This is a genomic window from Sphingomonas sp. ABOLH, from assembly GCF_003951715.1.
In the GTDB taxonomy this organism is placed as follows: Bacteria; Pseudomonadota; Alphaproteobacteria; order Sphingomonadales; family Sphingomonadaceae; genus Sphingomonas; species Sphingomonas hankookensis_A.
Genome location: NZ_QQWV01000001.1, coordinates 29140 through 46621 on the forward strand (window position 1 = coordinate 29140; position 17482 = coordinate 46621).

A 17482-nucleotide genomic window follows, 5' to 3' on the forward strand; every position below is an offset into this window, starting at 1 on the left:
AATGGCCGGCGAAGCGAACCGTTTCGCCCCCGCCGGTACGGAACATGCGCGCCATTACCGGTAGGGCGCGTCGCTCGCAAGGTTCGCGGCAATCGCGCGTTCCCAGCGGTCACCGTTCGCGAGCAGCTTGTCCTTGTGATAGATCAGCTCTTCGCGGGTTTCGGTGGCGAATTCGAAATTCGGACCCTCGACGATCGCATCGACCGGGCAGGCTTCCTGGCACAGGCCGCAATAGATGCACTTGGTCATATCGATGTCGTAGCGCGTCGTGCGGCGGCTGCCGTCCTCGCGCGGTTCGGCCTCGATCGTGATCGCCAGCGCCGGACACACCGCTTCGCACAGCTTGCAAGCGATGCAGCGCTCTTCCCCATTGGGATAGCGGCGCAGCGCATGCTCGCCGCGGAAGCGCGGGCTCAGCGGGTTCTTTTCATACGGGTAGTTGATCGTCGCCTTGGGCTTGAAGAAGTACCGCAGCGTCAGCGCATGGGCCTTCACGAACTCCCAGAGGGTGAACGATCGGATGGTCTGGGCGATACTCATGCGGGCACTCCCACGCGCTGGAACATGAGCCAGCCCGAGATGAGGAAGACGAAGGTCAGCGACAGTGGCAGGAAAATCTTCCAGCCCAGCCGCATCAGCTGGTCATAACGGTAGCGTGGCACCGTCGCCTTGACCCAGCTGAACACGAAGAAGAAGAAGAAGGTCTTGCCCAGGAACCAGATGATACCCGGCACCCAGTAGAGGAAGCCGATCTCAAGCGGCGGCAGCCACCCGCCCCAGAACAGCAACGCATTGAGCGCGCACATCAGAATGACGTTGGCATATTCGCCCAGCCAGAACAGCGCGAACGCCATCGACGAATATTCGGTCTGATAGCCCGCGACCAGTTCCGATTCCGCTTCGGTCAGATCGAACGGCGCACGCGCGGTTTCGGCGAGCGACGAGATCAGGAACACCACCGCCATCGGGAACAGCAGCGGGTTGAAGCCGAAGCCGTTGATGAAGCCGAAGATATGGGCACGCTGTTCAAGCACGATCGTCGTTAGGTTGAACGACCCGGCCCACAGCACGACCGAGATCAGCACGAACCCGATCGCGACTTCGTACGACACCATCTGCGCGGCGGCACGAAGCGCGGAATAGAACGGGTATTTGGAGTTCGACGCCCAGCCCGAGATGATGACGCCGTATACACCCAGCGACGATGCCGCAAGGATGTAGAGCAGGCCGACATTGATGTCCGCCACCACCACGCCGACGTCGAACGGAATGACCGCCCAGACGATCAGAGCGACGGTAAAGGTGATGATCGGCGCCAGCAGGAACAGGCCGCGATTGGCCGACGACGGCACGATCGTTTCTTGCAGGAACACCTTCAGACCGTCGGCGAACGACTGCAGCAGGCCCAGCGGACCGACGACGTTCGGACCACGGCGCAGCGCCATTGCCGCCCAGACCTTGCGGTCGACATAAATGATCATCGCCACCGCCAGCATCAGCGGCAGCGCGATCACGAGGATGCCGACCAGCGTGGCGACGGTCCATGCCCAGCCATAGGGCAGACCGACGGTAGTTTCGAAGAACGAGGTCACTCGGCGGCCTCCGCGAAATCCTGGCCATGGACAAGTTCGGCCGAACAACGCTGCATCGTCGGGCTGGCCCGGCAGATCGCGTTGGTCAGGTAGAAGTCGGCGACCGGATAGGTCACCTTGCCCTCGCCCTTAGCGTCGAGTGCCGGCGGGTTCCAGTCGTAACGTACCAGACCTTCCTGGCCCAGTTCCGGCACCGCCGCCGTCATTGCGCGGCGGACACCGGCGAAATCGTCGAACGGCAGCGTCACGCCAAGCACTTCGCCCAGCGCACGGAAGATCGTCCAATCCTCTCGCGCATCGCCCGGCGGGAACACCGCACGGTCGCCGCGCTGCACGCGCCCTTCAAGGTTGACGTAGGTCCCGACCTTCTCGGCATAGCTAGCACCCGGCAGGACGATGTCCGCCGCCGCCGCGCCCTTGTCGCCATGATGGCCGACATAAACCTTGGTGGCACCGGCGAACTGACCGAAATCGACCTCGTCCGCGCCGAGGAAGAACACCAGCTTCGGGTTCGCCGCGACGATATCGGCGATGCCGCCTGCCTGCGCATAGCCCAGCATCAGCGCGCCCATGCGAGCAGCCGCAGTATGGACCACGTTGAAGCCGTTCCAGCTCGTCCCGTCCTCCAGCGTACGGACCAGGTTGCCGTCGCGTGCCAGCTTCAATGCGGCGCCATGGCCGGCCTTCAGCGCACCCGGACCGACGATCACCGCCGGCCGCTTGGCCGCGTCGAGCGCTTCGGCCGCACGATCGGGCAGGCCGTTCAGTAGGCCGAGATCGTCACCCAGCCATTCGACCTTATAGGTCAGGTCGGTTTCCGGCCCAATCGCAAAAATGCGCGCGCCCTTCTTGATCGCCTTGCGGACGCGGGTGTTGATCAGCGGCGCTTCGTGGCGCAGGTCGCTGCCGACCAGCAGGATCGCATCGGCGTCCTCGATCCCGGCGATGGTCGTGTTGAACGCGACCGCGCCGAGATTGGTGACGTCATAGGCCATGCCCGTCTGCCGCCCTTCGAGCAGCGACGACCCGAGCGCGTTCACCAGCGCCTTGGCGGCGAACATGGTCTCGCAATCGAGCAGGTCACCTGCGATCGCCGCGACCGACGAACCGGCGTTCACCGCCGCGATCGCCGCGAACGCTTCGTCCCATTCGGCAGCGACCAGCTTGCCGTCCTTGCGCACGAAAGGCTTGTCGAGGCGGCGACGGACCAGACCGTCGACGGCGTGGCGCGTCTTGTCGTGCGCCCATTCCTCGTTCACATCTTCATTGATGCGCGGTACGCAGCGCAGCACCTGCCGACCCCGGCTGTCGAGGCGGATGTTGGTGCCGACCGCGTCCATCACGTCGATGGCGAGCGTCTTCTTCAGCTCCCAAGGACGCGCTTCGAACGCATAGGGCTTCGACGTCAGCGCACCGACCGGACACAGGTCGACGACATTGCCCGACAGCTCGCTCGTCACCGCCTGTTCAAGGTACGAGGTGATCTGCATGTTCTCGCCGCGATAGATCGCGCCGATTTCCTCTACGCCTGCAACTTCTTCCGCAAAACGGATGCAGCGCGTGCACTGGATGCAGCGGGTCATGACCGTCTTGACGATCGGACCCATGTACTTCTCGGTGACGGCACGCTTGTTCTCGTCATAGCGCGACGTGCCGCGACCATAGGCGACCGACTGGTCCTGCAGGTCGCATTCGCCACCCTGATCGCAGATCGGGCAGTCGAGCGGGTGATTGATCAGCAGAAACTCCATCACGCCTTCGCGCGCGGCCTTCACCATCGCGCTGTCGGTACGGATTTCCTGATTGTCGGCGGCCGGCAGCGCGCACGATGCCTGCGGCTTGGGCGGTCCCGGCTTCACCTCGACCAGACACATCCGGCAATTGCCGGCGATCGACAGCCGCTCGTGATAGCAGAAGCGCGGGATTTCCTTGCCCGCCGCTTCGCACGCCTGGAGGACCGTGGCACCCTGCGGCACCTCGACCTCGATCCCGTCTACTTTTACCTTGGGCATTAGCTGGCCTTCGTCGCCGCGGATGCGGCCGTTAATTTGTAGAGCGCTTCGCCTATCGCGCCATGCGCGACGCTGCGCGACAGGCGAACTGACTGGCCTGCGGGCAGACACGCGGCAAGCGCCGGGCGAATCGTCGCGAGCGCCGCGTCCTCAGCCCTGGAATAGGGCTTGCTCAGCACGAACTCGCGCGCGGCGGCGACATCGCGCTTCACGACGCAATCACCCAACCGTCGAACCTCCACTGTCGCCGTATCGGGCGTGCTGTCGAACTCGGCCGCGTAGTCGGTTGGAAGCAGCGCGACATTGACCGCAGGCGCCGCCTTACCGAAATCCTTCGCGTAGAGCGCCGGATATATGGTCATGCGGAACAGTTCAGGATTGAAAGACATCGACGTGCCCGAGGGCGCACAGAGCGACTTGACTAGCCGGTCGCGATAGGTCGACGGCGTACCCGGCACCTCGCGCCCATAGGCGAGCGCCGCCGCCCGCCCCTTCGGCGAACGCACCTCACACATCGCGAACTCGGTCATGGCGAGTTCTGCGTCCCTGCGCGATCCCTTGAAGCTGGATGGGCCGTCGGCTTGCGCCGCCAGCACCGCTGCCGCCATGACCGAGAGCGCGATCATTCCGCAGCTTCCCGCATCGGATGCACGCCACCGCCGCGCTTTTCGTTGATCCGCCGTTCGAGTTCGGGGCGGAAGTTCTTGATGAGACCCTGGATCGGCCATGCCGCCGCGTCGCCCAGCGCGCAGATGGTGTGGCCTTCGACCTGCTTGGTCACCTGCTGCAACGTGTCGATTTCCGACAGATCGGCATCGCCGGTGCGCAGCCGCTCCATCACACGCCACATCCAACCGGTGCCTTCGCGGCACGGCGTGCACTGGCCGCAGCTTTCATGCTTGTAGAAATAGGACAGACGGCTGATCGCGCGGACGACGTCGGTCGACTTGTCCATGACGATGACCGCCGCGGTGCCGAGGCCCGATCCGACCGCCTTCAGCCCGTCGAAATCCATCGGCGCGTCGATGATATGCTCGGCCTTTACCAGCGGCACCGACGATCCGCCGGGGATGACGCACAGCAGATTGTCCCAGCCACCGCGGATGCCGCCGCAATGCTTTTCGATCAGCTCGCGGAACGGGATGCTCATCGCTTCCTCGACCACGCATGGCTTGTTCACATGGCCGCTGATCTGGAACAGCTTGGTGCCACGGTTATTCTCCGCGCCGAAGCTGGCGAACCATTCCGGGCTGCGACGCAGGATGGTTGGCACGACCGCGATCGACTCGACATTGTTGACCGTCGTCGGGCAGCCATAGAGGCCGGCACCGGCCGGGAATGGCGGCTTCAGGCGCGGCTGACCCTTCTTGCCCTCTAGGCTTTCGAGCATCGCGGTCTCTTCGCCGCAGATATAGGCGCCGGCGCCGCGGTGCGCGAACACGTCAAAGTCATAGCCCGAACCGCAGGCATTCTTGCCCAGCAGCCCCTTGGCATATGCTTCGGCGATCGCGGCGAACAGCGTCTCCGCCTCGCGGATATATTCCCCGCGAATATAGATGTACGCGGCGCGCGCGCGCATCGCGAAACCGGCGACCAGCGCGCCTTCGATCAGCTTGTGCGGATCGTGGCGGATGATCTCGCGATCCTTGCACGAACCCGGCTCGGATTCGTCGGCATTGATCACCAGGAAGTTCGGCCGGTCGGGCTTCGGCGCCTTCGGCATGAACGACCACTTGGTGCCGGTCGGGAACCCTGCCCCGCCGCGCCCGCGCAGGCCCGATGCCTTGATCCGATCGATGATCGTGTCCGGCCCCAGCTGCAACAGCGCCTTGGTATTGTCCCAGTCGCCGCGCATCACGGCTGCATCGAGGTTCCACGGCTGGAACCCGTACACGTTGGTGAAGATGCGATCCTTGTCGGCCAGCATCCTTATCGTCCCTTCCCGATCGCCTTTTCGGCGATGAAATAAACGGCAACCATCGCCGCGATGCCGATGGCCACGCCGATCAGCTTCAGCGCGCCGACGAACAGTTCGAGCGCGATCCACAACACGACGATCCCGACCAGGACCGCGATCAACAGGCTGCCCAATGCCCTCACGAAGCGTTGCCCCATTCAGGGCGATAGTCGTGATTTTCGTGGACCATCGCCGTCAGGTTGCTGAGCGCGCCCGCCGGTTCGACGGTGTGGCGGCCCTGCTCCTGCGTGCCGGGCTTCGGCGTCTCGCCCTTGCCCAGCGCCTCGAGGATCGCGGTCATGCGATCATAGTCCAGATCTTCGTAATTATCGTCGTTGATCTGGACCATCGGTGCCGAGGCGCAATTGCCCATGCACTCGACCTCGGTCAGCGTGAACAGCCCGTCGGGCGTAGTCTTGCCCTTCATCAGGCCACGGTTCTTGCACGCGGCGAACACGTCGTCCGACCCGCGCAGCATGCACGGCGTCGTGCCGCATACCTGCACGTGATAGCGGCCGACCGGGGCGAGGTTGAACATCGTGTAGAAGGTCGCGACCTCGTACACCCGCATATAGGCCATGCCGAGTTCGCGGGCGATGAATTCGATCACCGGCACCGGCAGCCAGCCCTGGGTATGCGTTTCCGCACCGACCTGCCGCTGGGCGAGGTCGAGGAACGGGATGGTGCACGACTGCTGACGGCCTTCGGGATAGCGCGCGACGATCTCACGCGCCTTTTCCGCATTGGCCGGCGTCCAGGCGAAATTGCCCCAGCGCGCGCGGACCTCGGCTTCGTCGGGGATGTTGGGGGCGTCGGCCATTAGCGAATGAACTCCACGCGGCTGACCTTGTCGCCGCTGAACGAATAGACGGTCATCACGTCGAACGGCTCGGCATCGGGCGAACGGCGCACGCGCTCGTGCAGCACGACGCGCTCGCCCAGTTCGAACGACTGCAGCACTTCGGCATGGTTCTGCGGAAATTCGGCGAAGACTGCCGCCATGCCGCTTTCCACGCCCGCACGCCCGTCGCGCACGACGTCACCGCGATACTGCGCCTCGCAGCCGTCGTCGGCGAAGAACGCGGCATAGCCCGCCGCGTCGCGCGCGTTATAGCGTTCCATCATCGCCGTCACGGTATCGAGACGGCTCACCGGTCGCACTCCCCGAACACGATGTCCATCGCACCCAGGATCGCGGTGATGTCGGCAAGCATATGGCCCTTCGCCATGAAGTCCATCGCCTGGAGGTGGCTGAACGCGGTCGGGCGGATCTTCACGCGGTACGGCTTGTTGCTGCCGTCCGACACCATGTAGATGCCGAATTCACCCTTGGGGCTTTCGGTCGCGACATACACTTCGCCGGCGGGAACGTGGAAGCCCTCGGTGTACAGCTTGAAGTGATGGATCAGCGCTTCCATCGACTGCTTCATCTCGCCGCGCTTGGGCGGCACGACCTTGCGGTCCGACGAGGCGATCGGGCCTTCGGGCATCTGCGCGAGGCACTGCTTCATGATACGAGCCGACTGCCACACTTCCTCGACGCGGACCATGAACCGGTCGTAGCAATCGCCACGGGTGCCGACCGGCACGTCGAACTCGACCCGGTCATAGGCGTCATAGGGCTGCGCCTTGCGGATGTCCCACGGAATGCCCGCGCCACGGATCATCGGACCCGAGAAACCCCAGCGCACCGCATCCTCGCGGCTGACGATCGCGATATCGACGTTGCGCTGCTTGAAGATGCGGTTTTCCGAAACCATGCTGATCGCGTCGCCGAACAGCTGCGGCAGGCGCGTGTCGAGCCATTCCGCGATATCGGTCAGCAGCTTCAGCGGCACGTCCTGATGAACGCCGCCCGGCCGCAGGTAGTTATGGTGCATCCGCGCGCCGGACATGCGTTCGAAAAAGCCCATGCAGTCTTCGCGGACTTCGAACATCCACAGGTTCGGCGTCATCGCGCCGACGTCCATCACGTGCGAACCGAGGTTCAGCATGTGATTGCAGATACGGGTCAGCTCCGCGAAGAACACCCGCAGATACTGAGCGCGCAGCGGCACTTCGATGTCGAGCAGCTTTTCGACCGCCAGCACATAGCTGTGCTCCATGCACAGCGGCGAGCAGTAATCGAGGCGGTCCATGTAGGGGAGCGCCTGCTGATAGGTCTTGTACTCGATCAGCTTTTCGGTGCCGCGATGGAGCAGGCCGACATGCGGGTCGATCCGCTCGATGATCTCCCCGTCCAGTTCGGTGACGAGACGCAACACGCCGTGCGCCGCAGGGTGCTGCGGGCCGAAGTTGATCGTGTAGTTCTGGATCTCGACATCGCCCGCCATGGGGTTGGCGGCGTCCATCTCATGGTCGTAATCGGCCATTACTTGTCCTCCACCGGCGGCTTGCCCGCATCGGGCGAGGGCACGTCGGGATCGACCGGCTTCGATTCAGGCTGGTTGCCCGGATGCGGCTTGCCCGCGCCGGTATCTGCCGTGCTGTCCGACGTCTTCGGCTTGTCGACCTGCGGTTCGGCTGCCTTGACGTTGTCGTCGGCGCGCTTGACCTGATCGGCGGTGACCGGCGTCGGTGCGCCTGGGGCCGTGCCGACGGCAGGCTTCGGCTCGGCCGCCTTTTCGTCGCCCGGCAGGACGTATTCGGCACCTTCCCACGGGCTCATGAAGTCGAACGTGCGGAAATCCTGCGCCAGCTTCACCGGCTCATAGACCACGCGCTTGGCTTCTTCCGAATAGCGCATCTCGACATAGCCGGTCAGCGGGAAGTCCTTGCGCAGCGGGTGGCCACGGAAACCGTAATCGGTCAGGATGCGACGCAGGTCGGCATTGCCGGTGAACAGTACGCCGTACATGTCGTACACTTCGCGCTCGAGCCAGCCGGCATTGTACCAGATGCCTGTCACCGACGGCACCGGCCTTTCCTCGTCCGTGCTCACGCGCACACGGATGCGGTGGTTCCGCGTCATCGACAGCAGGTGATAGACGACCTCGAACCGCTCGGGGCGCTCGGGATAGTCCACGCCGGCGATCTCGGCCAGCATCTCGTATTTAAGGCCCGGCGTGTCGCGCAGCGTTTCCATCGCGATGACAAGACGGTCGCGATCGACGGTCAGCGACACCTCGCCGACCTTGTCCTGCGCGTCGAGCAGCATGTCGCCGAGCGCAGCGGTCGCCGCGTCGATGATGCCATCATTCGCGGCGTAGCGGGGTGCAGGCGCCCTCACCGTTCGATGCTCCCCGAACGGCGGATCTTCCGCTGCAACTGCATCACGCCGTACAGCAGCGCTTCGGCAGTCGGCGGGCAACCCGGGACATAAATGTCGACCGGCACCACGCGATCGCAACCGCGCACGACGCTGTAGCTATAATGGTAATAGCCGCCGCCATTGGCGCAGCTGCCCATCGAGATGACGTATTTCGGTTCCGACATCTGATCGTACACGCGACGCAGCGCCGGGGCCATCTTGTTGCAGAGCGTGCCGGCGACGATCATCACGTCCGACTGACGCGGGGAAGCGCGCGGCGCGGCACCGAAGCGCTCCATGTCGTAGCGCGGCATGTTCACATGGATCATTTCCACCGCGCAGCAGGCGAGGCCGAAGGTCATCCACCACAGCGAACCAGTGCGCGCCCACTGGAACAGGTCCTCGGTCGAGGTGACCAGAAAGCCCTTGTCGGTCAGTTCGCCGTTCAGGTCGTTGAAGAAACCCTCATCGGGCGCCTGCACCGGCACGCCGGCCGCGTTACCCGCGCCGAAGCCGTGCGGCGGCGTCGTGAGTTCTACTCCCATTCGAGAGCTCCCATCTTCCAAGCATATACGAGGCCGAGTGCCAGTTCGCCGATGAATACCATCATCGAGATCCACGCGGTCCAGCCGAGGTCGAACACCGTGACTGCCCAGGGATATAGGAACGCGGCTTCGAGATCGAAGAGGATGAACAGGATGGCGACCAGATAGAAGCGGACGTCATACTGGCTGCGCGAATCCTCGAACGCGGGGAAGCCGCATTCATACTCGGTCAGCTTTTCCGGCGTCGGCTTGTGCGCGCCGGTGAAACGCGATGCCACCATGGGCAACACGACGAAGGCCGTCGACAGCGCCAGGGCAATGCCCAGGAACATCAGGATCGGCAGATATTGCGACAGGTCGACCAAGGTGGGGGTCTCTCGCGGTTGCGGTATGAATGGAGCCGGCTTTAGGACGATGGCGTCGGGCCATCAAGGGCGGAACAGGGTGAGAATCACTCGCAATTCCCTGCCCTTCCGCGCTATGCCGCAGCGACGCTGGCCGCGCGGGGAAGCTGCGGTCGTCGACGAGGGGGGAATCGATGCGAATTTGGACGACACTCGGCATCATCGCGGGCGCGATCGTCGCGCAGCCGGCCGCGGCGCAGAATGTCGACGCGACCAAGCCCGAAACCGTGGTCGCCGCGCTGCGCGATGCGGGCTACCGGGCGGTACTGACCAAGGACAATAGCGGCGATCCGCTGGTCAAAAGTGGCGCCGCCGGTGTCGACTTTTCGGTCTATTTCTACAACTGCACCGACAACAAGGCGTGCAAGACGGTGCAGTTCCACGCCGGGTTCGTGAAGAAGGGCGTGACGCTCGACACGATCAACAAGTGGAACGCCACGCATCGCTTCGCGCGCGGCTATCTCGACGACGAGAAGGACCCGCGAATCGAGATGGACGTCGACCTCGACGATGGCGGCCTGTCGGGCGCGCTGTTCAAGGCGAACCTCGCGACCTGGGACTCGTTGCTCGGCGAATTTCAGAAGGCGATCGACTTCTGAGGCGATAAGGGTGGCGGCACCGCGCCGCCACCCGACAGGTCAGCGCAGCGCGCCCGCGACCAGCTTGTGCAGGCGGGTCTGCATCTGTTCGTTGCTGGCCAGCACCTCGCCCTTTTCATAGGCACGGTCCGCACCGCGATAATCGGTGACGAAGCCGCCCGCTTCCTTCACCAGCAGCATGCCAGCGGCGATATCCCACTTCTTCAGCCCCGATTCCCAGAAGCCATCGAACCGGCCTGCCGCGACATAGGCGAGGTCCAGCGCAGCCGAGCCGAAGCGGCGGATACCAGCAACCTCGGGCGCGACCGCGCCGAAGATGCGGGTCCATTCGGCGAAATTGCCATGGCCGAGGAACGGGATGCCGGTGGCGATCAGCGCTTCCGACAGGTCACGCCGGGACGAGACACGCAGCCGCTGTCCCTGCAACCAGGCACCCCGACCCTTTTCGGCCCAGAAGCCTTCGTCGGTGATCGGGTTATAGACCATCGCGGTCGTGATCTCGGGACGGCCACCGGCGCCGTTCGGCTCCTCGACCGCGACCGAGATCGAGAAATGCGGGATGCCGTGCAGGAAGTTGGTGGTGCCGTCCAGCGGATCGACGATCCAGCGCGGCTTGGTCGGATCGCCGGCGATCTCGCCGCCTTCCTCCAAGAGCATGCCCCAGTCGGGACGCGCCTTGCGCAGTTCCTCGACCAGCGTTTCCTCGGCGCGCTTGTCGGCCATCGACACGAAGTCCGCCGGCCCCTTGCGGCTGACCTGGAGATGCTGGACCTCGCCGAAGTCGCGGCGCAGGCGCGGGCCGGTCTTGCGGACGGCGCGTTCGAGGACGGTGATGAGGCCGGACTGGGCGGACATTGTTCTGGTTCCTGTTGGTTCTTTTACTGGCAGCGCCGCGGGCAAAGCCCGCGTCGTCGGTCGCGCTTTCGCGCGCCGGCCGAGCCGGCAGCCTGGCGAAATAGCTTTCCCTATTTCGTCCGGCCGCTCGGCTTAATCCGCCCGCCGGACGTAGGTCTGCTCATACACGTCGACCACGATGCGCGTTCCCGAAGCGATATGCGGCGGGACCATCACGCGGACGCCGTTGTCGAGCACGGCGGGCTTGTAGGACGACGATGCCGTCTGGCCCTTCACCACCGCATCCGCCTCGACGATCGTCGCTTCGATCGTGTCGGGCAGCTGGACGCTGATCGCTTCGTCTTCATAGAGTTCCATGACGACATCCATGCCGTCCTGGAGGAAGGCGGCGGCATCGCCCAGCAGGTCGCGCGGCAGCGATACCTGGTCGTAGGTTTCCTTGTCCATGAACACCAGCATGTCGCCTTCGGGATACAGGAACTGGAAGTCCTTGGTATCGAGGCGGATGCGCTCGACCGTCTCGGCCGAACGGAAGCGGACGTTGTTCTTGCGGCCGTCGCGCAGGTTCTTCATTTCGACCTGCATATAGGCGCCGCCCTTGCCCGGCTGCGTATGCTGGATCTTGACCGCGCGCCAGATGCCGCCTTCATATTCGATGATGTTGCCGGGGCGAATGTCGACGCCGCTGATCTTCATGACGAACCATACCTGTTGGAAAGAGCGAAGCTGCGCCCTTACCGCTCCGCCCGTCCGCGGGCAAGCAGCGGATAGGGATTGATCGCGCGGCCCTTGTACCATGGTTCGTCGGCGTTCACCCGCTCGACGCCGAAATGCAGGTGGAAATTGCCGGTCCCGGCATTGCCGGTGTCGCCGACCGCGCCGATCGGATCGCCCGCGCGGACCGGCGCCCCTTCGCGCAGCGTCGGGGCATAGGCAGCGAGGTGGGCGTAATAATAGGACAGCCGGCGGTCGGGCGAGCGGACATAGGCGGTCACCCCGCCGCCGCCATTGCTGTAGAACAGCTTTTCGACCGTGCCGGGCGCCGCGGCGACGACCGGCGTACCGGCGGGGGCCATGATGTCCACCCCGCTATGCCGCCGTTCGCCACCGGCCCGCGCCTCGCCATAGCTGTCGCGGATGCTCGTCCAGCCGACCCCCGATACGGGCAGGACCAGCCGCCCCGGCGACGGCGGTTCGGCCAGCCGGGTCGGCGCATCGGCAAAGGCGCGAATCGGCGGGGCGGACGATCCGCCGAAATCGACCAGCAACGCAGCCAGCCCACCCAGCAGCACGAAGACGCCGAGAAACGCCCAGCCGATCCGGTTCACCCCCTGCCCTCCGCTATGGCTGGAAGATCGCCGGCGTGCCGGGCTTGACCATCAGCGACAGCCGGGCGGCGTCCCAGTTGGTCAGTCGGATGCAGCCATTGCTCTCGGTCTTCCCGATATTCTCCGGCTCGGGCGTGCCGTGGATACCGTAATGCTCTTTCGAGAGATCGATCCAGACGACGCCGACCGGATTGTTGGGGCCGGGCGGCACGATCTCCTTGCTGTCCGACTTGTCGGCATGGCGCAGGATCGCCGGATTGTACTGCCAGTCGGGATTGGCGGCGACGCCCTGAATCTTCCATTCGCCGATCGGCAGCGGGTCGTGCGACGAGCCCATCGTCGCGGGAAACTGGGCGAGGATCTTGTCGCCCTTATAGGCGCGCAGCCAGCCTTCCGACTTGTCGACCACGACGCGGTCGGCCTGGGGCTGGTTGGCGTCGACGTTCAGATTGGCGAGCGTCTGGCGATAGTCGCCCGACCAGCTCTCCGCATAGCTGCGCGACGAGGGCAGGACGTTGGGAAAGACGACGCGGGTGCCGGGGCGCAGCATCGTTTCCCGGCTGTTCAGCGCGACCAGCGTGGCGGGCGTGGTGTGGAACATCTCGGCCAGCTTTTCGAGCGGCGAGCGGTAGCCGATCGTCGTCAGCTTCGCCTGATCGGCATATTCCTTGGGGATCGGGTTGGTGTACGGCCCGGCCAGCGCGCGTTCGGACAGGGTCAGGGTCACCGTCGCGGGGCGCATATTGGGGTTCAGCGCACGGGTGGTCGCGGCATCGAGCTTGCCAGTGACCGGCAGGCCTCGGGCGGTCTGGAATCCACGTAGCGCCTGTTTGAACAGCGCGCTGTCCCTGCCGTCGATCACGCCGCTCGTGAAGCCGTGCCGGTCGAGCAGCACCTGCGCGTGCAGGATATTTCGGTCGACCGCCGGGAGTTGCGGCGCGGGCGCAGGCGCCTGCGCCATCGCCACGCCGCTCCCCAGGATCGCCGCCAAGGCCAGTCGCTTCATACACCATCCCCAACATCGTTGAGGGTGGATAACGACCGGACCCGGCGGCGGTTTCCTTACGTGCCGAGAACCGCCGCGAACGCCTGCACCGCCGCCGCTTCGTCGCCGTTCCAGACCGCGCCCGATACGGCGAGGAAGTCGGCCCCGGCGCGGACGAGATCGGGGGCGTTGGCCGGCGTGATGCCGCCGATCGCGACACAGGGGAGTTCGAACACGGTCGACCACCACGACAGCAGCACCGGATCGGCGACATGCGCGACCTGCTTGGTTGTCGTCGGGTAGAAGGCGCCGAACGCTACATAGTCGGCGCCAGCCTCCCCCGCTTCCATGGCGAGATGGCGGCTGTCATGGACGGTCACGCCGATCTGGACATTGGGGCCGAGTACGTCGCGCGCTTCTCGGGCATCGCCATCGTCCTGGCCCAGATGGACGCCATCCGCGCCTAGCCGCTTGGTCAGGCTGATGCTGTCGTTGACGATCAAGGCGACGTCGCGGTCGGCGCAAATCTTCTGAAGCGGTTCGGCCAGTCGCGCGGCGGCGTGCTGGTCGATATCCTTCACCCGGAACTGGAACGCGGCGACCGGCCCGGCATCGAGCGCGCGGGCCAGGCGGTCGGGAAAGGTGCCGGTCACATCGAGCGGAGAGATGAGGTAAAGCTGGCACGGCGGGCGGCGCACGTCGCGGACGAACTGGGTCGCGAAATCGGGCGACAGCGGGCCGAGCGGGTCTTCGTTCAGGGTCATGGCGCCTTCCCTGCCCCAGCGCGGCGGCGGGTGGAAGGGTTTTGGGGGCCAAAGTTCACTAAGTTCACACTCGCGCGCGTTTTGCGCGTAGCGTTGCGAGTAACTATCAATAGTAAGTAGGTTGTTCGCCGGGGCGGCAAGAAGAAGAAGAAGAAGAAGAAGCGGGACCCCGGGTCAAGCCCGGGGTGACGTGGGAAGGGGCGGCTACGATGACAAAGAGCACCGGACGCTGGAGCGGCCGATGCCCTTTTGCCATGGCTGGGAGCTTGTAGGAAAGCGTTACGCCGCGAGCAGCGCCTTCTGTGTCGAGGCGCAGTGGATTTCGTCGATCGCGCTGCCCAGCGCCTTGTCGAACTCGGCGTCGGTCATCTGCTGGCGCAAGTCGGAGAGCAGCGCGCGGCTGAAGCTGGCGATGATGCCGGGGTTCTTCGCCAGTTCGGCGCAGGCCTCGGTCCGGCTGAACCCGCCCGACAGCGCCACGACGCGCAGCACGCGCGGATGGTCGACCAGCGGCTGGAACAGGCCGGGCTTGGCCGGCAGCGACAGCTTCAGCATCACCTTGTCGTTGCCGGTCATCGCGTCGAGCGCCGTGAGCGTTTCGTCGAGCAGGATCTGGTCGGCCTCGGCACGCTCGGCGCTCTTGATGTTCACTTCCGGTTCGATGATCGGCATCAGGCCGGCGGCGATGACCTGCTGCGCGACTTCGAACTGCTGCTTCACGACGGCAGCGATCCCTTCGCGGTTGGCGAGGTTGATGACCGAGCGTTCCTTAGTGCCGAAGATGCCGAGCTTCGCCGCGCGGGCGAGCAGGTCGTCGAGGCCGGGCATCGGCTTCATCAGCTGAACGCCGTTGGCTTCGTCCTCCAGCCCTTTGTCGATCTTGAGGAAGGGCACGACGCCCTTGTCGGCCAGCGCCTGCGGCACCGGCTTGCCGCCCGCCTGCCCGTCCATGGTGCGTTCGAACAGGATCGCGCCGATCACCTTGTCGCCGGTGAAGGCGGGGGAGAGGATGATGCGCGCGCGCATGTCGTGGATCAGGCCGAACATTTCCTCGTCGGTGTTCCATGCACCTTCGTCGATGCCATAGCCCTTCAGCGCCTTGGGCGTCGAACCGCCGCTCTGGTCGAGCGCGGCGATGAACCCGTGTCCGTCGGCAATCTTCGCAGTCATGTCGGCGTTGTTCATGATCGACCCCTTGGGTGTTGAAATGGCGTCAGAGCGCGAGCCAGCGCCGGAGCGCCTGGTCCACCTGCTCCATCGATGTGGCGTCCGCCTGTCCCAGCACGCGCACCACGCGGCTGCGGCGCAGCGTCTTGATCTTGTCGACCTGCGCCTCGCTTTCGACCGAGATGCCGGTCGAGTCGGACGCGGGAAACGGCACGCGGAACAGCGTCTCGCCGCCGGTGAGGCTGGTCATCGGGACAAGCGTCACCGAGGCGTGCGCTTCGTTGAACAGGTCGGATTGCACGACCAGGAAGGGACGGCGCTTCACCGCCAGGTCGCCCGGCCCTTCGACCAGGACGATCATGCCGCGCCTTATCTCCACCGGCCGTCCTCCGCTTCCACCCGGTCGAAAAAGGCCCAGTCGGCGCCGTCGTCGCGGGCAGCGGCGCGTTCGGACTGGCGGCGGGCTTCGGCGCGAAAGGCTTCGTCGTGCAGCTCGACATAGCGGCGCACGGCATCGCGGGCGATGTCGCTTTTCGAACGCCCCTGCGACCGGGCGACGTTGGCGAGCCGCTCCTCCAGTTCGGTGTCGAGTCGTACTCCCAGCAACGCCCTACCCTTCGTTTAACGTGTTGAACGGGTAGCGGGGGTTGGGGATGGGATCAAGCGGGTTGTTGGTTTGGCCCGTATTAAACGCCGTACCCCCGCGCAGGCGGGGGTCCAGGGCCAGGCTACGCAGCGTAGCGTTCGGCGCTCTGGACCCCCGCCTGCGCGGGGGTACGGTCTGGGTTGCGGATTTGGCTCAGCGGATCAGCGCGGCGACGCCGGGCAGTTCCTTGCCCTCCATCCATTCGAGGAACGCACCGCCGGCGGTCGAGATGAAGCTGAACTGGTCGCTCACCCCGGCCTGGTTGAGCGCCGCAACGGTATCGCCGCCGCCCGCGACCGACACCAGCGAACCGTCGGCGGTCAGCGCCGCCGCCGTCTTGGCCAGCGAAACCGTCGCGACGTCGAACGGCGGGGTTTCGAACGCGCCCATCGGCCCGTTCCACACCAAAGTGCGGCAGTTCTTGAGCACGTCGCCCAGCGCCTCGGTTGCGGCAGGACCGACGTCGAGGATCATTTCGTCGGCGGCGACTTCATGGACGTTGACGGTGCGGGTTACCGGGTTCGGCTTGAACTCCTTCGCCACCACCACGTCATAGGGCAGGTAGATGGTGCAGTTGGCCTTTTCGGCGGCTTCAAAGATTTCGTCCGCCGTGCCGGTCAGGTCGTGTTCGCACAGCGACTTGCCGACATCGACACCGCGCGCCGCGAGGAAGGTGTTGGCCATGCCGCCACCGATGATGAGGTGATCGACCTGCCCGACCAGATGCTTCAGCACGTCGAGCTTCGACGACACCTTCGCGCCGCCGACAACCGCCGCGACCGGGTGCTGCGGGTTGCCCAGCGCCTTGTCGAGCGCGTCGAGTTCGGCCTCCATCTGCCGCCCGGCGAACGCGGGGAGCTTGTGCGCGAGGCCTTCGGTCGAGGCATGGGCGCGGTGCGCTGCCGAGAAGGCGTCGTTGACATAATAGTCGCCAAGCGCGGCCATGGTTTCAACGAGTTGCGGATCGTTCTTCTCTTCGCCGGCGAAGAAGCGGGTGTTTTCCAGCACGGCGATGTCGCCCGGCTGCATCATGCGCACCGCTTCGGCAGCGCCGGTCCAATCGACGAAACGGACTTCGCGGCCCAGCACGTCCGACAGCGGCTTGGTGACGGGGGCCAGCGACATGGTCGGGTTCGGCTGCCCCTTGGGACGGCCGAAATGGGCAAGGATCAGGACGATCGCGCCGCGATCCGCCAGTTCGGTGACGGTGCCGATCGTGGCGCGCAGGCGGGTGTCGTCGGTGACGGCGCCGTCGGCCATCGGCACGTTCAGGTCCTCGCGGACCAGCACGCGCTTGCCGGTGAGGTCGCCCATGTCGTCGAGCGTCTTGAAATTACGGCTCATGTCTTCGCTCCTGATGACCACCCGTTCGTCCTGA

The 17482-nt window shown here is 65.1% G+C and carries 22 protein-coding genes; 1 reads left to right on the forward strand and 21 read right to left on the reverse strand.

From position 1 onward, the window contains the following. Window positions 1-54: 54 nt before the first annotated feature. Genes nuoI through ndhC form a run of 12 tightly spaced genes read right to left on the reverse strand, consistent with a single transcriptional unit; the run spans window position 55 to window position 9721 of the window. Complete coding sequence (gene nuoI / locus CA237_RS00135) at window positions 55-540, reverse strand: NADH-quinone oxidoreductase subunit NuoI (RefSeq protein ID WP_055755909.1); 486 nt, start codon at window positions 538-540, stop codon at window positions 55-57. After that, a complete protein-coding gene (gene nuoH / locus CA237_RS00140; protein WP_066687310.1) occupies window positions 537-1592 on the reverse strand; it encodes an NADH-quinone oxidoreductase subunit NuoH in 1056 nt (351 codons plus the stop codon). The genes nuoI and nuoH overlap by 4 nt, the downstream gene beginning before the upstream one ends. Continuing rightward, entirely contained in the window at window positions 1589-3604 is a 2016-nt protein-coding gene (gene nuoG, locus CA237_RS00145) for an NADH-quinone oxidoreductase subunit NuoG (RefSeq protein ID WP_066687307.1), read from the reverse strand. Before nuoG ends, nuoH begins: the two co-directional genes overlap by 4 nt. Continuing rightward, window positions 3604-4230: a hypothetical protein gene (locus CA237_RS00150; protein ID WP_066687304.1), complete on the reverse strand. Its 627-nt coding sequence runs from the start codon at window positions 4228-4230 to the stop codon at window positions 3604-3606. Before CA237_RS00150 ends, nuoG begins: the two co-directional genes overlap by 1 nt. Next, window positions 4227-5531, reverse strand: a complete 1305-nt coding sequence (gene nuoF / locus CA237_RS00155) for an NADH-quinone oxidoreductase subunit NuoF (protein WP_066687302.1) — start codon at window positions 5529-5531, stop codon at window positions 4227-4229. Before nuoF ends, CA237_RS00150 begins: the two co-directional genes overlap by 4 nt. 2 nt (window positions 5532-5533) lie before the next feature. Beyond that, window positions 5534-5704, reverse strand: coding sequence for a hypothetical protein (locus CA237_RS00160; RefSeq protein ID WP_157092657.1), 171 nt, complete (start codon window positions 5702-5704; stop codon window positions 5534-5536). Beyond that, the gene (locus tag CA237_RS00165; protein ID WP_126012228.1) at window positions 5701-6381 is read right to left on the reverse strand and encodes an NAD(P)H-dependent oxidoreductase subunit E; all 681 of its coding nucleotides are present in this window, start codon (window positions 6379-6381) and stop codon (window positions 5701-5703) included. The genes CA237_RS00160 and CA237_RS00165 overlap by 4 nt, the downstream gene beginning before the upstream one ends. Then, entirely contained in the window at window positions 6381-6686 is a 306-nt protein-coding gene (locus CA237_RS00170; RefSeq protein WP_066688071.1) for a nuclear transport factor 2 family protein, read from the reverse strand. The genes CA237_RS00165 and CA237_RS00170 overlap by 1 nt, the downstream gene beginning before the upstream one ends. Before the next feature lie 23 nt (window positions 6687-6709). Then, window positions 6710-7933: an NADH-quinone oxidoreductase subunit D gene (locus CA237_RS00175; RefSeq protein ID WP_066687298.1), complete on the reverse strand. Its 1224-nt coding sequence runs from the start codon at window positions 7931-7933 to the stop codon at window positions 6710-6712. Continuing rightward, window positions 7933-8790, reverse strand: coding sequence for an NADH-quinone oxidoreductase subunit C (locus CA237_RS00180; protein WP_066687295.1), 858 nt, complete (start codon window positions 8788-8790; stop codon window positions 7933-7935). The genes CA237_RS00175 and CA237_RS00180 overlap by 1 nt, the downstream gene beginning before the upstream one ends. Beyond that, window positions 8787-9356 carry an NADH-quinone oxidoreductase subunit B gene (locus tag CA237_RS00185; protein WP_066687293.1) on the reverse strand — a complete coding sequence of 190 codons (570 nt, stop codon included), beginning with the start codon at window positions 9354-9356 and terminating at the stop codon, window positions 8787-8789. Before CA237_RS00185 ends, CA237_RS00180 begins: the two co-directional genes overlap by 4 nt. Beyond that, window positions 9347-9721 carry an NADH-quinone oxidoreductase subunit A gene (ndhC, locus tag CA237_RS00190; protein WP_055755895.1) on the reverse strand — a complete coding sequence of 125 codons (375 nt, stop codon included), beginning with the start codon at window positions 9719-9721 and terminating at the stop codon, window positions 9347-9349. Before ndhC ends, CA237_RS00185 begins: the two co-directional genes overlap by 10 nt. A 173-nt stretch (window positions 9722-9894) precedes the next feature. Between ndhC and CA237_RS00195 the strand changes: the two genes are divergently transcribed. Continuing rightward, window positions 9895-10359: a YbjN domain-containing protein gene (locus tag CA237_RS00195; protein WP_126012231.1), complete on the forward strand. Its 465-nt coding sequence runs from the start codon at window positions 9895-9897 to the stop codon at window positions 10357-10359. A gap of 39 nt (window positions 10360-10398) precedes the next feature. Here the strand turns inward: CA237_RS00195 and CA237_RS00200 are convergent, their stop codons facing one another. The 9 genes from CA237_RS00200 to CA237_RS00240 form a co-directional block, all read right to left on the reverse strand. Continuing rightward, window positions 10399-11214 (reverse strand): inositol monophosphatase family protein, encoded by an 816-nt coding sequence (locus CA237_RS00200; protein WP_066687289.1) that lies wholly within the window; start codon window positions 11212-11214, stop codon window positions 10399-10401. Window positions 11215-11346: 132 nt separating this feature from the next. Continuing rightward, window positions 11347-11910: an elongation factor P gene (gene efp / locus CA237_RS00205; RefSeq protein WP_066687286.1), complete on the reverse strand. Its 564-nt coding sequence runs from the start codon at window positions 11908-11910 to the stop codon at window positions 11347-11349. A gap of 38 nt (window positions 11911-11948) precedes the next feature. Next, window positions 11949-12542 carry a M23 family metallopeptidase gene (locus tag CA237_RS00210; RefSeq protein WP_066687282.1) on the reverse strand — a complete coding sequence of 198 codons (594 nt, stop codon included), beginning with the start codon at window positions 12540-12542 and terminating at the stop codon, window positions 11949-11951. A 13-nt stretch (window positions 12543-12555) separates the two neighbouring features. Beyond that, the gene (locus CA237_RS00215) at window positions 12556-13548 is read right to left on the reverse strand and encodes a L,D-transpeptidase family protein (RefSeq protein WP_066687280.1); all 993 of its coding nucleotides are present in this window, start codon (window positions 13546-13548) and stop codon (window positions 12556-12558) included. 56 nt (window positions 13549-13604) lie between these two features. Then, the gene (thiE, locus tag CA237_RS00220) at window positions 13605-14291 is read right to left on the reverse strand and encodes a thiamine phosphate synthase (RefSeq protein ID WP_066687278.1); all 687 of its coding nucleotides are present in this window, start codon (window positions 14289-14291) and stop codon (window positions 13605-13607) included. Between the two features lie 279 nt (window positions 14292-14570). Beyond that, window positions 14571-15476 carry a fructose bisphosphate aldolase gene (locus CA237_RS00225; protein ID WP_126012234.1) on the reverse strand — a complete coding sequence of 302 codons (906 nt, stop codon included), beginning with the start codon at window positions 15474-15476 and terminating at the stop codon, window positions 14571-14573. A 28-nt stretch (window positions 15477-15504) separates the two neighbouring features. Next, window positions 15505-15819 (reverse strand): type II toxin-antitoxin system PemK/MazF family toxin, encoded by a 315-nt coding sequence (locus CA237_RS00230; protein WP_066687273.1) that lies wholly within the window; start codon window positions 15817-15819, stop codon window positions 15505-15507. Window positions 15820-15827: 8 nt separating this feature from the next. Continuing rightward, entirely contained in the window at window positions 15828-16064 is a 237-nt protein-coding gene (locus CA237_RS00235; protein WP_055755878.1) for a ribbon-helix-helix protein, CopG family, read from the reverse strand. Window positions 16065-16257: 193 nt separating this feature from the next. Continuing rightward, complete coding sequence (locus CA237_RS00240) at window positions 16258-17448, reverse strand: phosphoglycerate kinase (protein WP_126012237.1); 1191 nt, start codon at window positions 17446-17448, stop codon at window positions 16258-16260. Between the last annotated feature and the right edge of the window lie 34 nt (window positions 17449-17482).